General features: G+C 41.9%; 22 protein-coding genes. 19 read left to right on the top strand and 3 right to left on the bottom strand.

All coding sequences use genetic code 11. The features are described 5' to 3' along the window. Window positions 1–792 precede the first annotated feature (792 nt). The 5 genes from LKW28_RS04630 (at window position 793) to LKW28_RS04610 (ending at window position 4,298) form a co-directional block, all read left to right on the top strand. The gene (locus LKW28_RS04630; RefSeq protein WP_229139182.1) at window positions 793–1,686 is read left to right on the top strand and encodes a M23 family metallopeptidase; all 894 of its coding nucleotides are present in this window, start codon (window positions 793–795) and stop codon (window positions 1,684–1,686) included. Window positions 1,687–1,809: 123 nt separating this feature from the next. Further along, the gene (locus LKW28_RS04625; protein ID WP_229139181.1) at window positions 1,810–2,241 is read left to right on the top strand and encodes a DMP19 family protein; all 432 of its coding nucleotides are present in this window, start codon (window positions 1,810–1,812) and stop codon (window positions 2,239–2,241) included. A gap of 170 nt (window positions 2,242–2,411) precedes the next feature. Then, window positions 2,412–2,609 carry a PLD nuclease N-terminal domain-containing protein gene (locus LKW28_RS04620; RefSeq protein ID WP_229139180.1) on the top strand — a complete coding sequence of 66 codons (198 nt, stop codon included), beginning with the start codon at window positions 2,412–2,414 and terminating at the stop codon, window positions 2,607–2,609. A 1-nt stretch (window position 2,610) separates the two neighbouring features. Continuing rightward, complete coding sequence (locus tag LKW28_RS04615) at window positions 2,611–3,522, top strand: ABC transporter ATP-binding protein (protein WP_229139179.1); 912 nt, start codon at window positions 2,611–2,613, stop codon at window positions 3,520–3,522. Then, window positions 3,519–4,298 (top strand): ABC transporter permease, encoded by a 780-nt coding sequence (locus tag LKW28_RS04610; RefSeq protein WP_229139178.1) that lies wholly within the window; start codon window positions 3,519–3,521, stop codon window positions 4,296–4,298. The genes LKW28_RS04615 and LKW28_RS04610 overlap by 4 nt, the downstream gene beginning before the upstream one ends. A gap of 33 nt (window positions 4,299–4,331) precedes the next feature. Here LKW28_RS04610 and LKW28_RS04605 read toward each other — a convergent pair whose 3' ends face one another. Both LKW28_RS04605 and LKW28_RS04600 read right to left on the bottom strand, forming a co-directional pair. Beyond that, window positions 4,332–4,697, bottom strand: coding sequence for a cupredoxin domain-containing protein (locus tag LKW28_RS04605; RefSeq protein WP_229139177.1), 366 nt, complete (start codon window positions 4,695–4,697; stop codon window positions 4,332–4,334). Between the two features lie 90 nt (window positions 4,698–4,787). After that, on the bottom strand, window positions 4,788–5,237 hold the full coding sequence (locus LKW28_RS04600) for an Lrp/AsnC family transcriptional regulator (protein WP_229139176.1): 450 nt from the start codon (window positions 5,235–5,237) through the stop codon (window positions 4,788–4,790). Window positions 5,238–5,492: 255 nt separating this feature from the next. Between LKW28_RS04600 and ggt the strand changes: the two genes are divergently transcribed. Genes ggt through pcp form a run of 4 tightly spaced genes read left to right on the top strand, consistent with a single transcriptional unit; the run spans window position 5,493 to window position 8,868 of the window. Further along, window positions 5,493–7,103: a gamma-glutamyltransferase gene (gene ggt, locus LKW28_RS04595; protein ID WP_229139175.1), complete on the top strand. Its 1,611-nt coding sequence runs from the start codon at window positions 5,493–5,495 to the stop codon at window positions 7,101–7,103. Window positions 7,104–7,127: 24 nt separating this feature from the next. After that, window positions 7,128–7,703, top strand: coding sequence for a chromate transporter (locus LKW28_RS04590; RefSeq protein WP_229139174.1), 576 nt, complete (start codon window positions 7,128–7,130; stop codon window positions 7,701–7,703). Then, entirely contained in the window at window positions 7,700–8,230 is a 531-nt protein-coding gene (locus LKW28_RS04585) for a chromate transporter (protein WP_229139173.1), read from the top strand. The genes LKW28_RS04590 and LKW28_RS04585 overlap by 4 nt, the downstream gene beginning before the upstream one ends. A 32-nt stretch (window positions 8,231–8,262) precedes the next feature. Continuing rightward, window positions 8,263–8,868 carry a pyroglutamyl-peptidase I gene (gene pcp, locus LKW28_RS04580; RefSeq protein WP_229139172.1) on the top strand — a complete coding sequence of 202 codons (606 nt, stop codon included), beginning with the start codon at window positions 8,263–8,265 and terminating at the stop codon, window positions 8,866–8,868. Window positions 8,869–8,896: 28 nt separating this feature from the next. On the opposite strand, the gene LKW28_RS04575 is transcribed toward pcp, so the two are convergent. Continuing rightward, window positions 8,897–10,255, bottom strand: coding sequence for a uracil/xanthine transporter (locus LKW28_RS04575; protein ID WP_229139171.1), 1,359 nt, complete (start codon window positions 10,253–10,255; stop codon window positions 8,897–8,899). A gap of 178 nt (window positions 10,256–10,433) precedes the next feature. Between LKW28_RS04575 and LKW28_RS04570 the strand changes: the two genes are divergently transcribed. The 10 genes from LKW28_RS04570 to LKW28_RS04525 all read left to right on the top strand — a co-directional run bounded on the left by LKW28_RS04570 (window position 10,434) and on the right by LKW28_RS04525 (window position 18,641). Then, window positions 10,434–10,985, top strand: a complete 552-nt coding sequence (locus LKW28_RS04570; protein WP_229139170.1) for a chromate transporter — start codon at window positions 10,434–10,436, stop codon at window positions 10,983–10,985. Further along, window positions 10,982–11,509 (top strand): chromate transporter, encoded by a 528-nt coding sequence (locus LKW28_RS04565; RefSeq protein ID WP_229139169.1) that lies wholly within the window; start codon window positions 10,982–10,984, stop codon window positions 11,507–11,509. The genes LKW28_RS04570 and LKW28_RS04565 overlap by 4 nt, the downstream gene beginning before the upstream one ends. A 189-nt stretch (window positions 11,510–11,698) precedes the next feature. Then, window positions 11,699–11,878: a hypothetical protein gene (locus LKW28_RS04560; protein ID WP_229139168.1), complete on the top strand. Its 180-nt coding sequence runs from the start codon at window positions 11,699–11,701 to the stop codon at window positions 11,876–11,878. A gap of 102 nt (window positions 11,879–11,980) precedes the next feature. Continuing rightward, the gene (locus LKW28_RS04555; protein WP_229139167.1) at window positions 11,981–12,283 is read left to right on the top strand and encodes a DUF4212 domain-containing protein; all 303 of its coding nucleotides are present in this window, start codon (window positions 11,981–11,983) and stop codon (window positions 12,281–12,283) included. 224 nt (window positions 12,284–12,507) lie between these two features. After that, complete coding sequence (locus LKW28_RS04550) at window positions 12,508–14,166, top strand: sodium:solute symporter family protein (protein ID WP_229139166.1); 1,659 nt, start codon at window positions 12,508–12,510, stop codon at window positions 14,164–14,166. 81 nt (window positions 14,167–14,247) lie between these two features. After that, window positions 14,248–14,772, top strand: a complete 525-nt coding sequence (locus LKW28_RS04545) for a Crp/Fnr family transcriptional regulator (protein WP_229139165.1) — start codon at window positions 14,248–14,250, stop codon at window positions 14,770–14,772. A gap of 34 nt (window positions 14,773–14,806) precedes the next feature. Continuing rightward, window positions 14,807–16,120: a DUF294 nucleotidyltransferase-like domain-containing protein gene (locus tag LKW28_RS04540; protein WP_229139164.1), complete on the top strand. Its 1,314-nt coding sequence runs from the start codon at window positions 14,807–14,809 to the stop codon at window positions 16,118–16,120. 14 nt (window positions 16,121–16,134) lie between these two features. Continuing rightward, window positions 16,135–16,791 carry a PolC-type DNA polymerase III gene (locus tag LKW28_RS04535; RefSeq protein ID WP_229139163.1) on the top strand — a complete coding sequence of 219 codons (657 nt, stop codon included), beginning with the start codon at window positions 16,135–16,137 and terminating at the stop codon, window positions 16,789–16,791. Between the two features lie 297 nt (window positions 16,792–17,088). Continuing rightward, the gene (spoIIID, locus tag LKW28_RS04530) at window positions 17,089–17,364 is read left to right on the top strand and encodes a sporulation transcriptional regulator SpoIIID (RefSeq protein WP_010677153.1); all 276 of its coding nucleotides are present in this window, start codon (window positions 17,089–17,091) and stop codon (window positions 17,362–17,364) included. Between the two features lie 275 nt (window positions 17,365–17,639). Continuing rightward, window positions 17,640–18,641 carry a rod shape-determining protein gene (locus LKW28_RS04525; protein WP_229139162.1) on the top strand — a complete coding sequence of 334 codons (1,002 nt, stop codon included), beginning with the start codon at window positions 17,640–17,642 and terminating at the stop codon, window positions 18,639–18,641. The last annotated feature ends 269 nt before the right edge of the window (window positions 18,642–18,910 follow it).

The following is an 18,910-nucleotide window of genomic DNA, read 5'->3' as shown; positions in this document are numbered from 1 at the left end:
CGAACGTGGCCCCGGCGCTGTCAAAAAGGTCTTCATCGAGGTTATGAAGACCCGAACGTGGCCCCGGCACTGTCAAAAAGGAATTCATCGGGGTGATGAAGACCCGAACGTGGCCCCGGCACTGTCAAAAAGGAATTCCTCGGGGTGATGTAGACCCGAACGTGGCCCCGGGGCTGTCGAAAAGTTCTTCATCGAGGGGATGAAGACCCGAACGTGGCCCCGGCGCTGTCAAAAAGGTCTTCATCGTGGTTATGACGACCCGAACGTGGCCCCGGCACTGTCAAAAAGGAATTCATCGGGGTGATGAAGACCCGAACGTGGCCCCGGGGCTGTCGAAAAGGTCTTCATCGAGGTGATGAAGACCCGAACGTGGCCCCGGCGCTGTCAAAAAGGTCTTCATCGGGGTGATGAAGACCCGAACGTGGCCCCGGCGCTGTCAAAAAGGTCTTCATCGAGGTTATGAAGACCCGAACGTGGCCCCGGCACTGTCAAAAAGGAATTCATCGGGGTGATGAAGACCCGAACGTGGCCCCTGCGCTGTCAAAAAGGTCTTCATCGGAGTTATGAAGACCTAAACACCAACTCGTCACCGGTAAACGGTCTTCATCATCAGCGGAAATACGAAAACCACACCCAAACCACAAACAACACCTCCAATTGGACCCCTTTTTTGAAAAATTTTCGAATCTATGAATAATATTTTGGGCTTTGTCGAAAAATAATCGAAAAAAATTTTTTGAAAATGTATATAATTCCGCGAATGTGTTCAGAATGGTTGCTGAGGTGATAAACATGAGAGAGGAAGAAAAGAAACGTACTTCTCAAAAATCAAGTTTACAACGTTTATTTAGAAAGCGTTGGGTATTTCCAGCAATCTATTTGGTAAGTGCAGCACTTATTTTAACCGCGGTATTATGGTTCACAGGCAATAACGATGTAGCAGATGATGTGAAAAATGGCGCAAATCAGCCAGGCACAGCTACAGGTGAACAACCAAGTGTACCAGTAAACCAAGCGGCAGAAAACTTTAAGTATCCTGTCATTGACGAAAATGCAATCCAAGTGTTTAGGGAATTCTATGACGCAGAGGCTTCAGCAGAAAAGCAAGAAGCGGCTCTTGTAGTCTATAACAATATTTATTCCCCTAACAAAGGAATTGACATCGTCGCTAAAGACGGCAAATCTTTTGAAGTGGTTGCATCATTAGCTGGAACAGTAACACGTGCGGAAAAGGATCCACTACACGGAAATGTTGTGGAAATCGAGCACACTGACGGTGTAGTCACAATGTATCAATCTCTTGCAGACTTAAAAGTGGCAAAAGGTGACGTTGTAGAACAAGGTGAAGTCCTTGGAATGGCTGGCGAAAATCAATATGATACTGAGGCAGCAATTCACGTACACTTTGAAATCCGTAACAACGGGGTAGCTGTCAATCCACTTGAGTACTTTGGTCAATCTGTAACGAAACTCGAAGATAGTGAGAAAGGTACAGAAGACAAAGAGGCTTCAAGTAAGGAAGAAGACAAACAGCCTGCAGAAGATAAGCAACCTAAAGAAGAAGAGAAACCAGAAGACAGTAAGAAGCCAGCAGATGAAGAAGGCACTCCTGCTGACGATGAAGGATCAGAAGATGAGGAAAATGCAAACTCAACTGATGCTTCAATCGGAATGGCAAAAGCGTAAGACTTTGGAGAAACAGTAGTCTAGCCCTGTGGTGGCAACTTTAGCTAACATTCAAACCGATTACTCATACAGAGTAGTCGGTTTTTTTGGTATAATGAGGTAAAAAAGTAGAGGACAAACCAAATGAAAAGTACAGATGAAATCTGGAATGAAGTCATCCACAGTATCAGCAATATCGATTTTCCAACTGAAAATAAAGCCAAAAATGAAGCCTATCTTGTTTTCCAGTACTACTCAGAGCTTGAAAGCGGCGGACATGAGGCTTTGTTGAACTGGTGGCACGAGTATATTTTGGAAGTGGGGATCACAAGGTACATAACAGAGCTAACCCATAGTTTTGAAAAAATAGGTGCGCAGGATTACGCTATTATTTTAAAAAAACATGGTGAGGATATGTGGCGAAATTTCATAGCGTTAGAAAATGGGGAAATCGACGAAGCCCCTTTTTATCAAGTGATTGAAAAAGCTGACCAGGAATATTACAACCTGGAAGACAAGCTTCAGCTTCTGCTAGAATCTTATTTTATTAGCATTCATACCGATCTCGTTGAATAAATTCCGGGACAGCAACCATATTAGAAAAGGTTGCTGTTTTTTTTGGACGGAGGGACAGGTCCAGTAACTACTTTCCTCTCTCCGAAATCTTTTTAAATTCCTACTGAACTTTTTCCGAACCCTAAACGTATTATCTTCGGAAAAAACATTTGAAAGGGACGTGATCCATCATGGCAGGACTTGAAAGTATCAACTGGGCACTTATTGCACCGATTATTGTGATTCAATTAATTTTAATGGTAACAGCCTTAATCGACCTCGCAAGAAGCGAAGAAACGAATGGACCAAAGATTTTATGGGTGTTTGTCATTATTTTGGTCAGTATGATTGGTCCAATTCTCTATTTTGTCATTGGAAGGAAGAGATAGGATGACGGAAACTCTAGTTTCAATCGAAAATTTGGTAAAACGATTCGGGAAGGAAACGGCGGTAAATAATCTTTCCTTTGAGATTAAAAAAGGAAGCTGTACCGCACTGCTTGGTCCAAATGGAGCGGGAAAAACGACAACGCTAAGGATGCTTGCGGGACTTCTTCACCCAACCTCAGGAAAAATTGCATTTGATGGCATGGAAAATGGCGATAATCGTAAATACATTGGCTATCTGCCGCAGCATCCGGTCTTTTATAACTGGATGTCAGCAAATGAATTTTTAATCTATGTCGGTCAGCTTGCACATTTATCAAAAAAGGAATCCCAGCAAAAAGCGGATGAATTACTAGAATTAGTCGGGCTTGCTGATGCGAAGAAAAAGAAGATTGGCGGTTTTTCGGGTGGAATGAAGCAGCGATTGGGGATTGCGCAGGCGATGATTCATGAACCAAAGCTTGTCATGCTTGATGAACCAGTATCCGCGCTTGATCCCGTTGGTCGCCGTGAGGTCATTGAGATGATGCGGGAGTTGAAAAAGAAAACCACAATCCTGTTCTCTACGCATGTGTTGCATGACGCAGAAGAGGTTTGTGATGATATCGTGATTATACGTAAAGGTGAATTGGCGTTAAGTGATTCGCTTACGGGTCTGCGAAAAAAGCACCAGCATGATGTGATCGTAATTGAAGCAGAAAAGGATATAACAGACTGGGCTAACGGCTTAACTTCAATAGAATCGGTTCATGAAGTGACTGTGGAGCGCACGTCGGCCACAATCGTTGTAAATCAGCTTGATGCAGCAAGAAATGCTATTTTACAAGATATCTTGATTAAAAAAATACCAGTTTCAACGTTTAAAATTGGGCAATCGTCCCTCGAAGATGTATTCATGAAGGTGGTGAAATCATGAGGCAATGGTCAATATTGTTTAAGAAAGAATGGGTGGAGATGACCCGGAATTATAAAATTCTTTGGATTCCGCTTGTCTTCATTTTATTAGGAATTATGCAGCCGGTTACCTCGTATTATTTGCCGGAGATTATTAAAGCAGCGGGTGAACTGCCAGAAGGCGCGGTCTTTGATATACCAGTACCCACGCCACAAGAGGTGATCGTGGGAACCTTTGGCCAGTACAGTCAAATTGGAGTACTTGTACTAGTACTAGCGTTCATGGGAATTGTGGCAGCTGAGAAAAACAGTGGCGTGTCCGATATCATCCTCGTAAAACCTGTTTCGTTTGCAAATTATATCACGGCAAAATGGGTCAGTATCGTGTTGATGACAGTTGGTTCATTTTTACTGGGAATTCTAGCTTCTTGGTATTATACCGGCGTGTTAATTGGAGATATTGGGTTTGGGGAATTAATAAAGAGCTCACTGGTGTACGTGACCTGGTTGGTTTTCCTTGTGACGGTCACACTTCTGTTAAGCTCATTATATAGAGCCAATATTTTTGTGGCACTTATGACGTTGTTAGTAGCAATTGGGCTTTCTGGACTCACTTCTTTATTATCAAAATGGATGATGTGGAGCCCGGCAAGACTTTCAACACATGCAGGCAAACTACTTTTAACAGGGAGCCCGGACAAACATTTTGCTCTATCATTGACCGTTTCCCTTCTATTCATTTTTGTTATGCTGATAGGTTCAATCTATCTTTTTTCGAAAAAAGAAAGAGCGGCGTAAAGAAACAAGACGAGGTCAATTGACCTCGTCTTGTTATTTAACGATTACTTCTCCTACCATTCCTTCCTTGGCATGGTAGCGGCATATCAGTTCATATGTACCGGTCGCCTTTGGTTCCACAGTAACAATTTTTACTTGTTTTGGTTTAACGACATAGTCCACACCAAGCTTTTCTACTGTGAAGGTGTGTTCCTTAACACCGTTGTTTTTCAAGACCAATACCAATGGTTTTCCACTAGGAAACGTAATGGCTTTCGGGTTAAAGTAATCATCGTTTAGTTCGACTTCAACTTTTTTGATCGGATCCAAAGGCTGAGTTTCGGCAAATACACCAAGCGAGCCAACCACTAACAACGCAAGCACAATGCTCAATCCTGTTAACCACTTAATTTTAGTCAATTGCAATCCCTCCTTTCCTACTTCTATTTTCTTCTATAACCCCAAATATTATCAGCATTAAAAAGAGGTGCCGGGAAACTCCCGGCACCATTATAATTTAAGACCTGTCCGACTTTTAAATCGTCTTAATAATATATGACTTTCTACTCTCGTGATTCCGTCCAAACTGTAGAGTTCTTCATTAATAAATTTTTCGAGCTTAGCGAAGTCCTCCACAAGGACGTGCATATGCAGAGTGCTTGGACCTGTCATTTGGTAGCAGCTGGCGACACTTGGATTGTTCGCCAATGTCTCCGCAACCCTCACAAGTGAAGCGGGTTCACAGTCCACTTCGAAAAAGGCAGAAACATCTTTTCCGACTTTTTCGGAATTAATCACAACTGAAAATTTTTCGATTACACCTTTTTCAATCAATTGATTGACTCGTTCACGAATCGAGACCCTTGAAAGACCAAGTTCTTTTCCGATATCCACGTAGGACATTCTCCCGTTTATTGTTAACAGCTCAAGAATTTTTTTATCCGTTTCATCGATTTTCATTCCGCCACCACTTTTACTTTTCATTTATTTTACCATTGGTCTGAATTACATACATCAAAAAATGGACATGCTTACGTTTTGATATTCGCCAAAAGCTAAACATCCCGCCGTTTTACTTATTTTACAAAATGATAGAATATATTCTCAATTTCAACTATAATCATAATTATAAATGAAATATTCCGTTTGTTAATCAATATTTAAAAAATAACTAACATTTGTCAAAAATAGATACATAAAAAGGGGATTTGAAAAATGAATTTGGATTATTTGAATTATCCGTATGCTTCACAACGGATGGCGACTTTTGCGAAAAATGGGATGGTCGCGACATCTCAGCCGTTAGCGGCACAAGCGGGTTTAGATATTTTAAAAAAAGGGGGAAATGCGATTGATGCAGCGATCGCAACGGCGGCAACCTTGACTGTTGTTGAGCCCACTTCAAACGGGATTGGCGGAGATGCTTTTGCTCTTGTATGGGTGAAGGGCGAGCTGTATGGTCTAAATGCAAGCGGACCGGCGCCAAAAAGCATTTCAATAGATGCTGTAAAAGCAAAAGGCCATGATGGTATGCCGACATTTGGCTTACTGCCAGTTACGGTTCCTGGAGTTCCTTCTGCATGGGCAGAACTATCCCGACGTTTCGGTAAGCTTCCATTAACAGAGGTCCTGGAGCCGGCTATTAAGTATGCCGAAGAGGGATTTCCGCTTTCTCCTGTTCTAGCAAAATATTGGAAGGGTGCCCATAAAAAGTATAAGGCAATTTTTACAGCGCCAGAATACAAAGGCTGGTTTGACACGTTTGCTCCTGAAGGCCGTGCACCGGAAATTGGCGAGGTTTGGAGCTCTAAAGGGCATGCGAATACACTGCGCTCGATCGCGGAAACCAATGCGGAAAGCTTTTACAAAGGCGAACTAGCGGATAAAATTGATGCCTTTTTCAAGGAACATGGTGGCTTCCTTTCGAAAGAGGATCTAGCTGACTATAAACCAGAATGGGTGCAGCCTATTTCAGTGAACTACCGTGGTTATGATGTATGGGAGATTCCGCCAAATGGTCAAGGAATCATTGCATTGATGGCACTGAACATCCTGAACGGCTTTGACCTGATGGAAAAGGAATCCGTTGAAACCTACCACAAGCAAATTGAAGCAATGAAACTAGCCTTTTCGGACGGTAAAAAATATGTGACAGATCCTGAGAAAATGTCCGTAGCGGCGGCACAGCTTTTATCTGAAGAATATGCTGCCCAAAGAAGAGGCTTAATTGGTGATGAGGCATTAACACCAGAACCAGGTACACCTCCTAGTGGCGGGACTGTGTACCTTGCAACGGCTGATGGGGAAGGAAATATGGTGTCATTCATCCAAAGTAATTACATGGGCTTTGGCTCAGGGATTGTCATACCGGGAACAGGGATTGCGCTTCAAAATCGCGGCCATGACTTTTCAATGGATCCGGCACATGAAAACGCGTTAGAACCTGGTAAAAAGACGTACCATACGATCATTCCTGGATTTTTAACAAAGGATGGAGATGCAGTTGGGCCATTCGGTGTCATGGGTGGATATATGCAGCCTCAGGGGCATGCGCAAGTAATTATGAATACGATTGACTTTCATTTGAACCCGCAGGCGGCACTTGACTCGCCAAGATGGCAATGGATTGAGGATAAAAAGGTGTTGGTGGAACCGACCTTTCCAACACATGTTGCTCAGGCGCTTGCACGGCGTGGTCACCAAATTCAGGTTGCTCTTGATGGCGGTGGTTTTGGCCGCGGCCAAATCATTTGGAGAGACCCTAAGACAGGCGTTCTTGCAGGCGGTACGGAGGCTAGAACAGACGGTGGAATTGCATCTTGGTAAAACAAAATGAAATGAGATGAGAATATGAAACAGCTTGATATCTTTATCGCCTTTTTTCGTTCGAGTATTTTGGGTTATGGAGGTGGACCCTCTACGATCCCTCTCGTTCATAAAGAGGTCGTTGAAAAGTATAAATGGATGAATGATGATGAATTTTCCGATGTGCTCGCCCTTGCGAATACATTACCAGGGCCGATCAATACGAAAATGTCCGGCTATATTGGCTACCGGGTAGGTGGAATTATAGGGATGTTAAATGCAGTATTGGCATCCATAGTTCCTACCATTCTACTTATGATTATATTGCTAACCTTTTTATCCTCACTAAAGGATCAGCCTTGGGTCCATGGGATGACAAAGGCGGTTATTCCGGTCGTTTGTGTGATGATGGCGACATTAACATGGGACTTTTTAAAAAAGTCAAAGGACTCCTTAGGCTGGAAAGCGGCCGGGGGCATTATTATTTCTAGTTTTCTATTAATGGAGTTCCTCGGAGTTCATCCGGGAATTGTCATTGTTGTGCTGTTAATCGCAGCACTCGTGAAAAAAGACAAAGCCCCAGAAATTAAGCAAGAGAAGGAAAAGGGGGTGGGCATGTGATTTATTTGCAACTTTTTTTAGCCTTTTTTATCCCTGGAATTGTTGGGTATGGAGGCGGTCCGTCATCCATTCCTCTTGTTGAAAATGAGGTGGTGGGACGTTACGGTTGGTTAACGGTTTCGGAATTTAGTGAGGTGCTCGCACTAGGGAATTCGCTGCCGGGACCGATTGCAACAAAAATGGCTGGTTATATTGGATATGATGTAGCTGGAATTCCAGGTTCCATATTCGCAATCTTTGCCACTGTCGCACCATCCTTAATTCTGATGATTGTTTTACTGGGTTTTTTATATCGACACAAAGATTCACCAAAGGTAAAACGCTTGTCCAATTATGTACGCCCAGCAATTGCAGTATTGTTAGGAACTTTGACGATTAGCTTTTTCACAACATCTTACGTGGATGCTGGTTGGTTACAAACGATTATCCTAATTGTAGTGAGCTTTATTTTAATGGAAAAACTGAAGGTTCACCCAGCTTATGTGATTATTGGAGCACTAGGATATGGAGCACTTTTCTTGGCGTAATAAGCGAGGCAAAACGAAAAATGGAGGTCATTATGAAAAAATTATTAGTAACAGGGTTTGAACCTTTTTTAGACTTTCCGATAAATCCAACGGAAGAGGTTGTAAATGCCCTGAATGGTAAAACGATTGCTGGATATGAAGTGATCGGAAAAATCCTGCCTGTTGATTTTCAAGAATCAGCCAAACAATGTCTAATGCATTTAGACGAATATCAACCCGATGTCGTGATTTCCCTTGGGCTTGCTGGAGGGAGAAATAAAATGACGCCGGAACGGATTGCGATTAACTGCCGGGATGGTGCGGTTGATAATCGTGGTGTGAAGCTGCAGGATTCACCAATTGAAGAAGATGGTCCAGCGGGCTATTTTTCAGCTTTGCCAATCCGAGAGTTTGTCAATGCAGCGATCGAAAAAGGTTTTCCAGCGGCCATTTCAAATACAGCGGGAACATATCTATGCAACAATGTAATGTATTCCGTTTTACACAAAATTAACGAGGAAAGTCTGCCTACTCTAGCCGGCTTTATCCACATTCCAGCATCACATGAACTTGCGATTAAAAATCCAAATCTGCCAAGCTGGTCACAAAGAGATCTAAATGAAGCAATTGTTACAATGATTGAAGTTTTAGGTAGATAAACGAATAAAAGAAATAGCGCATGTGTAATCATGCGCTATTCGTAGTTTTATCTAATTTTTCATCTGTATCCTCTTCAGTTACTCCGATCCGATCCCACTTTATCAAGTTTTCTAATAGCAAGGCTAAGAGAATTCCCATTAATAATCCGCTGCTTAATAACGGACGCACAACTGCTGGAATGGATTCGAAATAAGATGCAGGAAGCGACATAATCACAACCCCGACAAACAATGGGATTGCTGAACGATATGCATTCATCGTGTTAAATTCAATTTGCTTGAAAAAGGTGAACGACGAATTAAACAGCAATAAATAAGATGCAAACAATGCCGCACTTCCAACGCTCAATGGTAATTGAGAAAAAAAGTGTCCAATCGGCGGTATCAGCCCCATCACTACAAACATGAACCCACCAAGAATGAACGGCAATCTTTTTAAAATTCCTGTTTGACTTAGAAAACCGATAGACGATACATAAGGTGAATAAGGTACTAGCCCAAGTACCCCGCCGATAAAGGTGAAAATACCTGTGATGGCAAAGGTTCCCCTGTATTCAGACTTTGTCGTTTGCACCTGATACAAGCCCTCAGTTCCTTTTAAAGCCCCAAACGTATTAGCGACATTTAGCAATCCTGCTAGAACAGTAGTAATAATAATGCCTAGATTCCAAGCGGGTTCCCCTAACGGAAATAAATCGATACTTAGTGATGAAACTCCGCTAACGGGATTCTGGGGGTTAAAAATAAGGGAATACGTAATCCAACCAATGATGATCCCAATCAATAAACTATAACGTCTGATCGCGGGGGGTGCCTTTACACTCAGAATAATGACTAGAATCGCGATGAGAATCGCCAACAATGAAATGGATAGATCAATTTGTGCATCTTGCGCTTGATCACCAAATGGGATTCCAAGCATTCCCTTCAAGAAGATACCAATTAATTGACATCCTAATAAAAACATAAACACACCCATCACAGCAGGGCTAAAAAATTTTGCAAGATGCGGTCCTAATCCGGAAATACCAATAAGGAATGTGATGCTAGCAGAAATCATAATCCCCACAGTCAAGCTGCCGCCCAATTCCTCCAAAGACATCCCTTGGCCAGATGCGGTCGCACAAAGAGCTAAAGTTATCCCCCACCAAAGACCAGATTGTCCCTCCATAATGGCACGTTTATGGCCAAAAATAGCCTGCGTCATACATGCAAGACCGGTCACGATAAATGAAAGCTGGAGCAGGTTCACAACTTTTTCCGGAGGAAGCTCAAAAGCAGCCCCGACTGTAATCGGAATAACCACAATATTCGTGAAAATAAAAAAGAGCCATTGTAAGCCCGAAATCCAATTACTTGTTTTAAGCAATTCCTTAATGCCAGCCACCTCATTTACTCTATTTTCATAAAAAAAGCGCAGATAGGTATTCTAATACAAGATTGACAAACTTTCCAATCATTACTTTTCCTATTATAAAGGGTTTCCTGTAAGAAAATGAAGGAATTAATATTTTCATCTTTTCAACGTTGTAAATTTTGATTCGATTACTAAAGGGGAATACCGTATGAAACAATTCCATCTTTTTTTAGCATTTTTAAAAGTTGGCTTGCTCGGGTATGGGGGCGGTCCGTCATCGATTCCACTTGTCCATAAGGAGGCTGTGGAGCGCTACAAATGGCTCAATGATGATGATTTTGGCGATATTCTGGCATTAGGAAACACACTGCCTGGACCTATTGCGACAAAAATGGCCGGCTATATCGGTTATCGCGTTGGCGGCTGGCTTGGAATGATCAATGCGGTTTTGGCAACCGCGGTCCCGACCATCCTATTAATGATTGTTTTGCTTACCTCATTGACCTCGTTTAAAAATCTTGATTGGGTGCAGGGGATGACGAAGGCAGTGCTGGCAGTAGTTGGGGTTATGCTTGCTCAATTAACATGGGAGTTTTTTATGAATGCTAAAAAAGGGCTTGGTTGGACGAAAGCCATTTTGCTAGGGATACTCAGTATTTTCGTGTTAGATGTACTCGGTGTACATCCAGGCATTTTAGTTGGCGTCCTGCTAGTGATGGCACTAATCAAGAAAGACAAGCAGGAGGAGAGGCAACCATGATTTTTGTGCAGCTTTTTATCGCTTTTTTAATCCCGGGAATCCTTGGCTATGGCGGCGGTCCCGCATCAATTCCACTTGTTGAAAATGAGGTCGTTCATCGTTATCATTGGCTATCGGTTCATGATTTCAGTGAAGTCATTGCAATTGGAAATGCTTTGCCGGGTCCGATTGCTACCAAAATGGCTGGGTATATAGGTTACCAGCAAGCAGGGATATTGGGTGCGGTGGTTGCTACTTTTGCGACAGTTGCTCCCTCCTTGATTTTAATGATTGGTTTGCTTAGCATTTTGAAAAAATTCAAGCATTCCCCAAAAGTAAAGCGGATGACGAACTATATCCGACCAACGATCGCGGTACTGTTGGGTGCAATGGCGTACCGCTTTTTTGAGGAGTCCTATGCAGATGCCGGATGGATGCATTCGCTTATTTTAATTGTGCTTAGTTTTTTGCTGCTTGAAAAATGGAAGGTTCATCCTGCATATGTGATTGTTGGCTCGCTTTTGTATGGAGCGGTATTGTTATAGCAAGATCTAACTCCAAGATATATCCCCTAAATTCGCCAAAATCTTTTCTTGACGAGCTCTAGAAAAAAATTCATAATATAAATATTAATAATTTTCGTAATATTATAAAATGTAACTCGTAATATAGTAAATGTATTCATTTGATTTATTGAGTAGTGATAACGCTTACACAGTAAGGAGTGTTTCGTCATGATCCTATTTTTGATGCTAATTATTGTTGGGTTCAGCCTATTTATGGCGTTTAAACGTAAGCGCCCCCTCTTTTTAATTCTGCCGTTTGCATCTATCTTTGCGTATTTTGTCATCGAAGTCATCCGGTTTCCAGCACCACTTGGGGAGACACTGCGTTTCATTTTTAACCTTGGTTAACTCAGATAGTACATAAGTGCTGACCCGAAAAGGAGGTGATGTGAAAGAAAAAAGTGGAACCGGAAGGCCAAAACAATTCTATTTCTATGGAGGTGCCAGCAGTTGAAAAAAGTTGATAAGAAGATTGCCGAAAGTTACTTTAGGGAGAAAACGAGAAATATTATTATCTACCTCATTATCGGTTTTATTGTTTCGTTTGGAGTGGTCCTGTTTGCAAAACCGCTTTCTGCCTTTTCGGTAAACGGATTGCCGTTCCATTATTTCATGGGGGCACAGGGTGCGGTTGCAACCTTCATCATTATTCTTTTTGTGAATGCAAAGGTTAGCGATAAAATTGATCAAAAATACGGCATCGATGAAGAGAAAAATAAGCAAATCAGCTCTGGAAAAGTACTTGATCATTAAAATTCTATCCTACCAAACAATCATATTCTCATTCTTGGAACCTACGTAACAGGAATAACCCCTACTTCTAGACGTTTCTTGATGAAAAAACCAGTCTCAAGTTTCGTAACAATCATTCCATACTTCATTCTTAAAATATACACAAGCCCTACAAAATGATAAAAAAGAGGCTGTCTTTCCAACCAAATCGTAAGCCTATATTTGAACCCAAAGGGGGAGGAAATTTGGATACACAATTTCTGGTCTCATTAATCATTATTTTAGCGTCGTTTGGACTTTATATTGGGATCGCCATTTTTAACCGTGCAAAGGCGACGTCGGACTTTTATGTAGCAGGACGTGGAGTGCCTCCAATTTATAACGGAATGGCTATCGGAGCAGACTGGATGAGTGCTGCGTCGTTTATCGGGATGGCCGGAACAATCATGGCTCTTGGATATGGCGGTCTAGCTTATATCATGGGATGGACAGGTGGATATTTACTTTTAACCTTCCTCCTGGCGCCACAGCTTCGTAAATATGGGCGTTATACTGTTCCTGAGTTTATCGGGGACCGCTTCGATAGCCATACAGCGCGTATCGTTGCGGCAATCTGTACCATCATTATTTCGTTTACGTACTCGATTGGCCAGTTATCTGGTTCTGGAGTTGTAATTGGGCGTCTTTTTGAAATTGATGCTGGAATTGGAACGATGATTGGGGTTGTATTAATTGCCTTCTACGCCGCGATGGGTGGTATGAAGGGGATTACCTGGACACAGGTTGCCCAATACATCGTCTTAATTGTTGCATACTTGATTCCGGTAATTTTTATCTCCTTGCAATTAACAAGCAATCCACTTCCATGGTTATCATATGGAAAAGTAGTTGCGGAGATTGGAGAGCTTGATCGCCAACTTGGCTTCACAGAATACTTTGCACCGTTTGCAACAGGTTCTGAGTGGCAGTTCTTGGCCTTAATGTTCACGTTAATGTGCGGTACGGCGGGATTGCCACACGTTATTGTGCGCTTCTATACGGTTTCAACGATGAAGGCAGCCCGTTGGTCAGGAGCTTGGGCACTATTATTCATCGGCCTATTATACTTGTCCGCACCTGCTTATGCAGCATTCTCACGTTTCATCCTGATGACGAAGGTTGCAGGTCAAAAAATGACAGAACTTCCTCATTGGACCCAAAGCTGGATTGACACAGGTTTATTAAAGCTTGCAGATGCGAACGCCGATGGAATTTTACAGTGGCAGGAAATGACAATCGCGAATGATATCGTCGTTATGGCGACACCTGAAATTGCGAATCTGGGTGTATTCGTTATCGGGTTAATGGCAGCAGGTGCGATGGCAGCAGCCTTATCGACTGCTGGTGGGCTAATGATTGCCCTATCTTCTGCATTTGCACACGATGTTTATTATCGAGTTCTAAAGCCGGAGGCATCAGAAAAAAATCGCTTGAATGTAGCGCGTTGGTCAATAGTCGTTGCGACATTGGTTGCAGGATTAGTTGCATTAAACCCTCCTGGAGCCATCACGCAAATCGTGGCATGGGCATTTGCGATTGCATCTAGTACGTTCTTCCCGGCGCTTGTACTCGGTGTATGGTGGAAGCGTTCGAATGCGAAGGGTGTTATTTCGGGAATGCTGATCGGATTAGTCGTCGTATTATCATATATTTTTGCAGCAAAATATGGTGGCTTCACAATTCTTGGAATTATTGACACAGGTGCAGGAATCTTTGGAGCAGCAGCAGGTTTCTTAGGAAACATCATTGTTTCTCTAATGACCGAAGCGCCTTCACAGGCCAAACAAGACGAGGTTGTCGATATGCGCTATCCAGAACAAATGGTTTACAAGGACGGCGAAGTTTGGCTAAAGGACGAAGCATAAAAGCAAACCTGGTCAATAATAAAAATGTTAAACGGTTCTATGCGTATGCATAGGGCCGTTTTAAAAGAGAGGGAAAAAAACATGGAACAGCTTTATGAACTGGTGAAGGATCACCCATTTTTTCTGGGCTTGTCACAGGAAGAGGCACTTGAATGTCTCTCCTTCTGTCGACAAAAAATATTTCATCAATCAGATCTATTGTTTCATGCCAATGAGCAGCGGGAGGGAATACTTCTGCTGCTTTCTGGCGTTGCGGAAGTGTTTGTGGGACCAAAAGAAAATCGAGAGGTACTCGAAATTTTAAAACCAGGAGAATTAATCGGACTGTCAAGCATTGCGGATTTAATCGGGGGCAAAAAATCTGAATTGGAATACCGTGTCGGAGTTGTGGCAACAGAGGCAGGACAATGCTTGTTAATTCCCAGAAGTTTGATCGAAAATCGCCTCCATGATCCCAACTTCCACCACTATCTTTTCACACAGCTCGCATTTCGTCTCAAAGAAATATACAGCTCATTAGCTGAACAGGTCATGATTACAAGAAAAGCGAAGGATAGCGGTTCCCTCGTCCGAAGGGTCCAGGATATCAACGCTTATCACAGTTGATCCGCATACGATCTGCAGTAAGGTTGCACAACAAATGACAGTGTACCAAACAAGCTCTGTTCTTGTAGTTGAAAATAAAAGACTTCTCGGAATTATTACAGAACGAGACCTCGTTTCACGTGTGATTTATGAAAGGAAAAATGGAAACACAAAGGCTTCCGTGTTCATGACGAAAAACCCGATATCGATTTCGAAATATGCCTATTGTTATGAGGCTCTATCCACTTTTATTTTACACGGTGTAAAGCATTTGCCAGTCATTGAAGAAAATGAAGTCATCGGAATCATTACCTTATCGGATGTCCTTAGGCAAAATACGGACAGTATGATGAGGACGATTAAAACGACCGAAATGGCAACATTAGATTCCTTGCCATCTGTAAAGTCGGCCATTTACGATGTCGTCGATACGCTTCTAAAGGACGATGTGCCAATTTTTAAAGTATTGGATAGTGTGACAAAACTATATGATCGTCTCGTTAAACGATGTATTGAGATGGCAATTGAAGAACTTTCAATAAGAGAAGGTCAGCTCCCGCCGACAAAGTTTTGCTTTTATCAAATGGGCAGCGCAGGACGAGAAGAACAGACTTTACTAACAGACCAGGACCATTTTCTTGTCTACGAAAATAGTAATCCAGAGACCGATGCCTATTTTGCAAAATTAGGCAAAGGGATCGTTCAGTTGCTTGAAAAAGCAGGGTATGCCCGTTGCCTAGGTGATATGATGGCAAGTAATCCAAATTGGCGCGGATCGCTGAAAACATGGATGGGGCGGGTTCAAACCTGGATGGCTCAAGCGACCAATCAAAATATGCTGCTTGCACAGAATTTCTTTTCCTACCGTTTTTTATGTGGAGATAAGGAACTTCACCATCGGTTTGAAAGAGGGCTTCTTGAAAAAATGAAGAATGCCAAAATCTTTTTGTATCGCCTTCATGAACAGGAGCACCAAATTCCTTCATTAGATCAACCCATTCGGGCCCTTTTTAAATTAGATCGAAAGCAATTGAATATTAAAAAGGAAATCTTGTTTCCTTATCATCATTGTTTGCAAATCTTATCCCTGGAATATGGAATCATCTCAGGAACCCCTTTCGAACGGATTGATAGATTAGTAGAGAAAAAAGCATTCAGTGAGAGTTTTGGGAAAGATCTAAAGGCTGCTGCTTCGGATGTGATGCGATTTTACGTGAAGCAAAGGTGGGGTCAATATAAAAACAAGGAAAAGCTCACATCTGTCCTTCATTTTACGCATTTAACAACGAAAGAAAAGGAAGAACTTATCTTAAGTGTAAAAATATTAAAGGAGATTCAAACTCTAGTAAATGCCCATTTTCAATTATGAGAGGAGCGGATTCTGTGATATTTGGTAGAAAACCGCTTTGCGGGCAAATTCATAAGGAAATCCCATTATCGACTCCAATTGATGAGATTTCATTTACGGTTTTTGATACAGAGACGACCGGCTTTAAGGTGGCAACAGTAGATCGTTTAATTGAAATGGCAGCTGTTCAGGTTGAAGGTTTGAAGGTCTGTGAAGAAATACAATTTCATACATTTATTAACCCAAGCCGACAAATTTCTCAGGAAATAATCGAATTGACGGGAATAACAGTTGATAAGGTCGAAACTGCTCCAAGCGCCATACAAGGAATTACTAATCTTTTTGATTTTATAAAAGAGCAGAACAGTAACTGCTTAATTGGTCATTATGTATCATTTGATCTTGTTGCCTTAAAATGTGAACTGAAGCGTGAAAAATATAGCCTCGGTCGGATGCCAACGATTGATACGTTGGATTTAATTGGGTATCTTTCACCGTCATATGATATGCGAGATTTACACAGATACGCTCAAAACTTCGGGACACGAATGTATGAACGGCATACGGCGACAGGTGATGCCTTAACAACTGCCTATCTTTTTGTGGAACTGCTGCATCATTTTAAAGATCGAGGGAAACGGACCTGGGGTGATCTTCTTCAAGCAACTGAAAATCAGAGCAGGATTTTCTAAGGAAGATAACTTGTCTAAGGTGAAAAAAGCCTGTCCAAGATAGAAAAACAAGCCATTTTTAAAAATATTTTGATAAAAGCCTTGTCCCTCTTGACATTTATAGCATAATCCCTCATCCAAGCTAATAAAATGTTACAAACCTAACAAAGAGAGTGTTTGAGGTGAGGGGGCGTAGACCGTCTTCAAAGATCCAGCAATCCATTTGACGAATATAATCCAAACTAAACAACTTCTTCGTTGAAGCAATAACGCGTCTCATTTCACACTTCTCACATCCACATAGGGAGGGCGAGTAGTGTGCACGATTACATCAAAGAACGAACCATCAAGATTGGAAAGTATATCGTGGAGACAAGAAAAACAGTTCGCGTCATTGCGAAGGAATTTGGAGTTTCCAAAAGTACTGTCCATAAAGATTTAACTGAAAGGCTACCTGAAATCAATCCCGAACTAGCAAATGAAGTAAAAGAAATCCTTGATTATCATAAATCAATAAGGCATTTACGGGGTGGAGAAGCGACAAAACTCAAGTATAAAAAAGAAGAGGAATTACAAGAAGAACCTGTAAAATAACATGCATGTGACTTTCCTCCTACTATTGTCTAGCTCCAGGCGCCATCGGCTCGAGGTCATAAGCCAATCGCTTCGGAAGGTAAAAGGCACCTTCTGTCAGCGCTCGTCTTATGCTTGTCACCGATAGGCCGGCGCCTTGCGCTTTTCTTATATTACGACATTTTCCTACAAAAAAATTACAAAATAACTATTTAAAATGACAATTTGTGATACAATATATAATTAGGAAAATAATGTGCATTTGTGTATCAAATGCAAGGAGGAAAGTTACCCAAATGTTAGCTAGGGATATCGGAATTGATCTAGGAACTGCGAACGTACTTATACATGTAAAAGGTAAAGGAATAGTATTGAACGAGCCATCTGTTGTGGCATTAGATAAAAACACGGGCAAGGTTTTAGCAGTTGGTGAAGAAGCTAGACGCATGGTGGGGCGCACACCTGGAAATATTGTAGCGATTCGACCATTAAAAGACGGCGTTATTGCTGATTTTGATGTAACAGAAGCAATGCTCAAGCATTTTATCAATAAGTTAAATGTAAAAGGATTTCTTTCAAAACCAAGAATTTTGATTTGCTGTCCAACAAACATTACCTCAGTTGAGCAAAAGGCAATCAAGGAAGCTGCTGAAAAAAGCGGCGGGAAGAAAATCTATCTTGAGGAAGAACCGAAAGTGGCTGCGATTGGAGCAGGAATGGACATCTTCCAACCAAGCGGAAACATGGTAGTTGATATTGGCGGTGGTACTACAGATGTTGCTGTATTATCAATGGGCGATATAGTCACCGCCTCTTCCATTAAAATGGCTGGGGACACATTTGACGCGGAAATCTTAAGCTATATTAAGCGTGAGTACAAGCTATTAATTGGAGAAAGAACGGCTGAAAACATTAAAATTCAGGTGGCAACTGTATTCCCTAATTCACGTCATGAAGAAATCGACATTCGCGGACGTGACATGGTAACAGGTCTGCCACGCACACTAACAATTAAATCCGAAGAAATCGAAAAAGCACTGCGTGAGCCGGTTTCTGCCATTGTACAAGCGGCGAAAAGTGTTCTTGAAAGAACACCACCTGAGCTTTCTGCGGACATCATCGACCGTGGCGTTATTTTAACGGGTGGTGGTGCATTGCTTCACGGTGTGGATCAGCTTTTAGCAGAAGAACTGCGCGTTCCAGTGTTAATTGCCGAAAACCCAATGGAGTGTGTGGCAATCGGAACAGGCGTTATGCTTGAAAACCTGGACAAGCTTCCACGAAGAAAATTAGTTTGAGATCATTCAGCATTTGCTGAATGATCTCGTAGCCTCCGGCGGATGCCACAGATTTTCAAAGGTAGTTTTTCGAGCTTGCTCGAAAAAATCTGGGCAGCAAATATGCCAAGGCATATTTGATTAAGTATGTAGGACCTTTCCGAAATGGCAGGTCCTTTCCCACTTTTCTAAGAAATTTTTATGTTCCTAAATTTTACAGATGAAGTGATGGGCATTTCCTACTATAATAAAACTAGGTATATGTTCGGATATCGGATTAGGAGATGAGT

The organism is Bacillus sp. REN16 (genome assembly GCF_020731355.1).
Classification (GTDB): Bacteria; Bacillota; Bacilli; order Bacillales; family Bacillaceae_L; genus Ferdinandcohnia.
This window is presented reverse-complemented; position numbering and strand designations above follow the sequence as displayed.

Bases quoted from the DNA above. Each gene is read 5' to 3' on its own strand.
- LKW28_RS04630 (WP_229139182.1), top strand. From the start codon at position 793: ATGAGAGAGGAAGAAAAGAAACGTACTTCTCAAAAATCAAGTTTACAA.
- LKW28_RS04625 (WP_229139181.1), top strand. From the start codon at position 1,810: ATGAAAAGTACAGATGAAATCTGGAATGAAGTCATCCACAGTATCAGC.
- LKW28_RS04620 (WP_229139180.1), top strand. From the start codon at position 2,412: ATGGCAGGACTTGAAAGTATCAACTGGGCACTTATTGCACCGATTATT.
- LKW28_RS04615 (WP_229139179.1), top strand. From the start codon at position 2,611: ATGACGGAAACTCTAGTTTCAATCGAAAATTTGGTAAAACGATTCGGG.
- LKW28_RS04610 (WP_229139178.1), top strand. From the start codon at position 3,519: ATGAGGCAATGGTCAATATTGTTTAAGAAAGAATGGGTGGAGATGACC.
- LKW28_RS04600 (WP_229139176.1), bottom strand. From the start codon at position 5,237: ATGAAAATCGATGAAACGGATAAAAAAATTCTTGAGCTGTTAACAATA.
- ggt (WP_229139175.1), top strand. From the start codon at position 5,493: ATGAATTTGGATTATTTGAATTATCCGTATGCTTCACAACGGATGGCG.
- LKW28_RS04590 (WP_229139174.1), top strand. From the start codon at position 7,128: ATGAAACAGCTTGATATCTTTATCGCCTTTTTTCGTTCGAGTATTTTG.
- pcp (WP_229139172.1), top strand. From the start codon at position 8,263: ATGAAAAAATTATTAGTAACAGGGTTTGAACCTTTTTTAGACTTTCCG.
- LKW28_RS04570 (WP_229139170.1), top strand. From the start codon at position 10,434: ATGAAACAATTCCATCTTTTTTTAGCATTTTTAAAAGTTGGCTTGCTC.
- LKW28_RS04565 (WP_229139169.1), top strand. From the start codon at position 10,982: ATGATTTTTGTGCAGCTTTTTATCGCTTTTTTAATCCCGGGAATCCTT.
- LKW28_RS04560 (WP_229139168.1), top strand. From the start codon at position 11,699: ATGATCCTATTTTTGATGCTAATTATTGTTGGGTTCAGCCTATTTATG.
- LKW28_RS04545 (WP_229139165.1), top strand. From the start codon at position 14,248: ATGGAACAGCTTTATGAACTGGTGAAGGATCACCCATTTTTTCTGGGC.
- LKW28_RS04540 (WP_229139164.1), top strand. From the start codon at position 14,807: ATGACAGTGTACCAAACAAGCTCTGTTCTTGTAGTTGAAAATAAAAGA.
- LKW28_RS04525 (WP_229139162.1), top strand. From the start codon at position 17,640: ATGTTAGCTAGGGATATCGGAATTGATCTAGGAACTGCGAACGTACTT.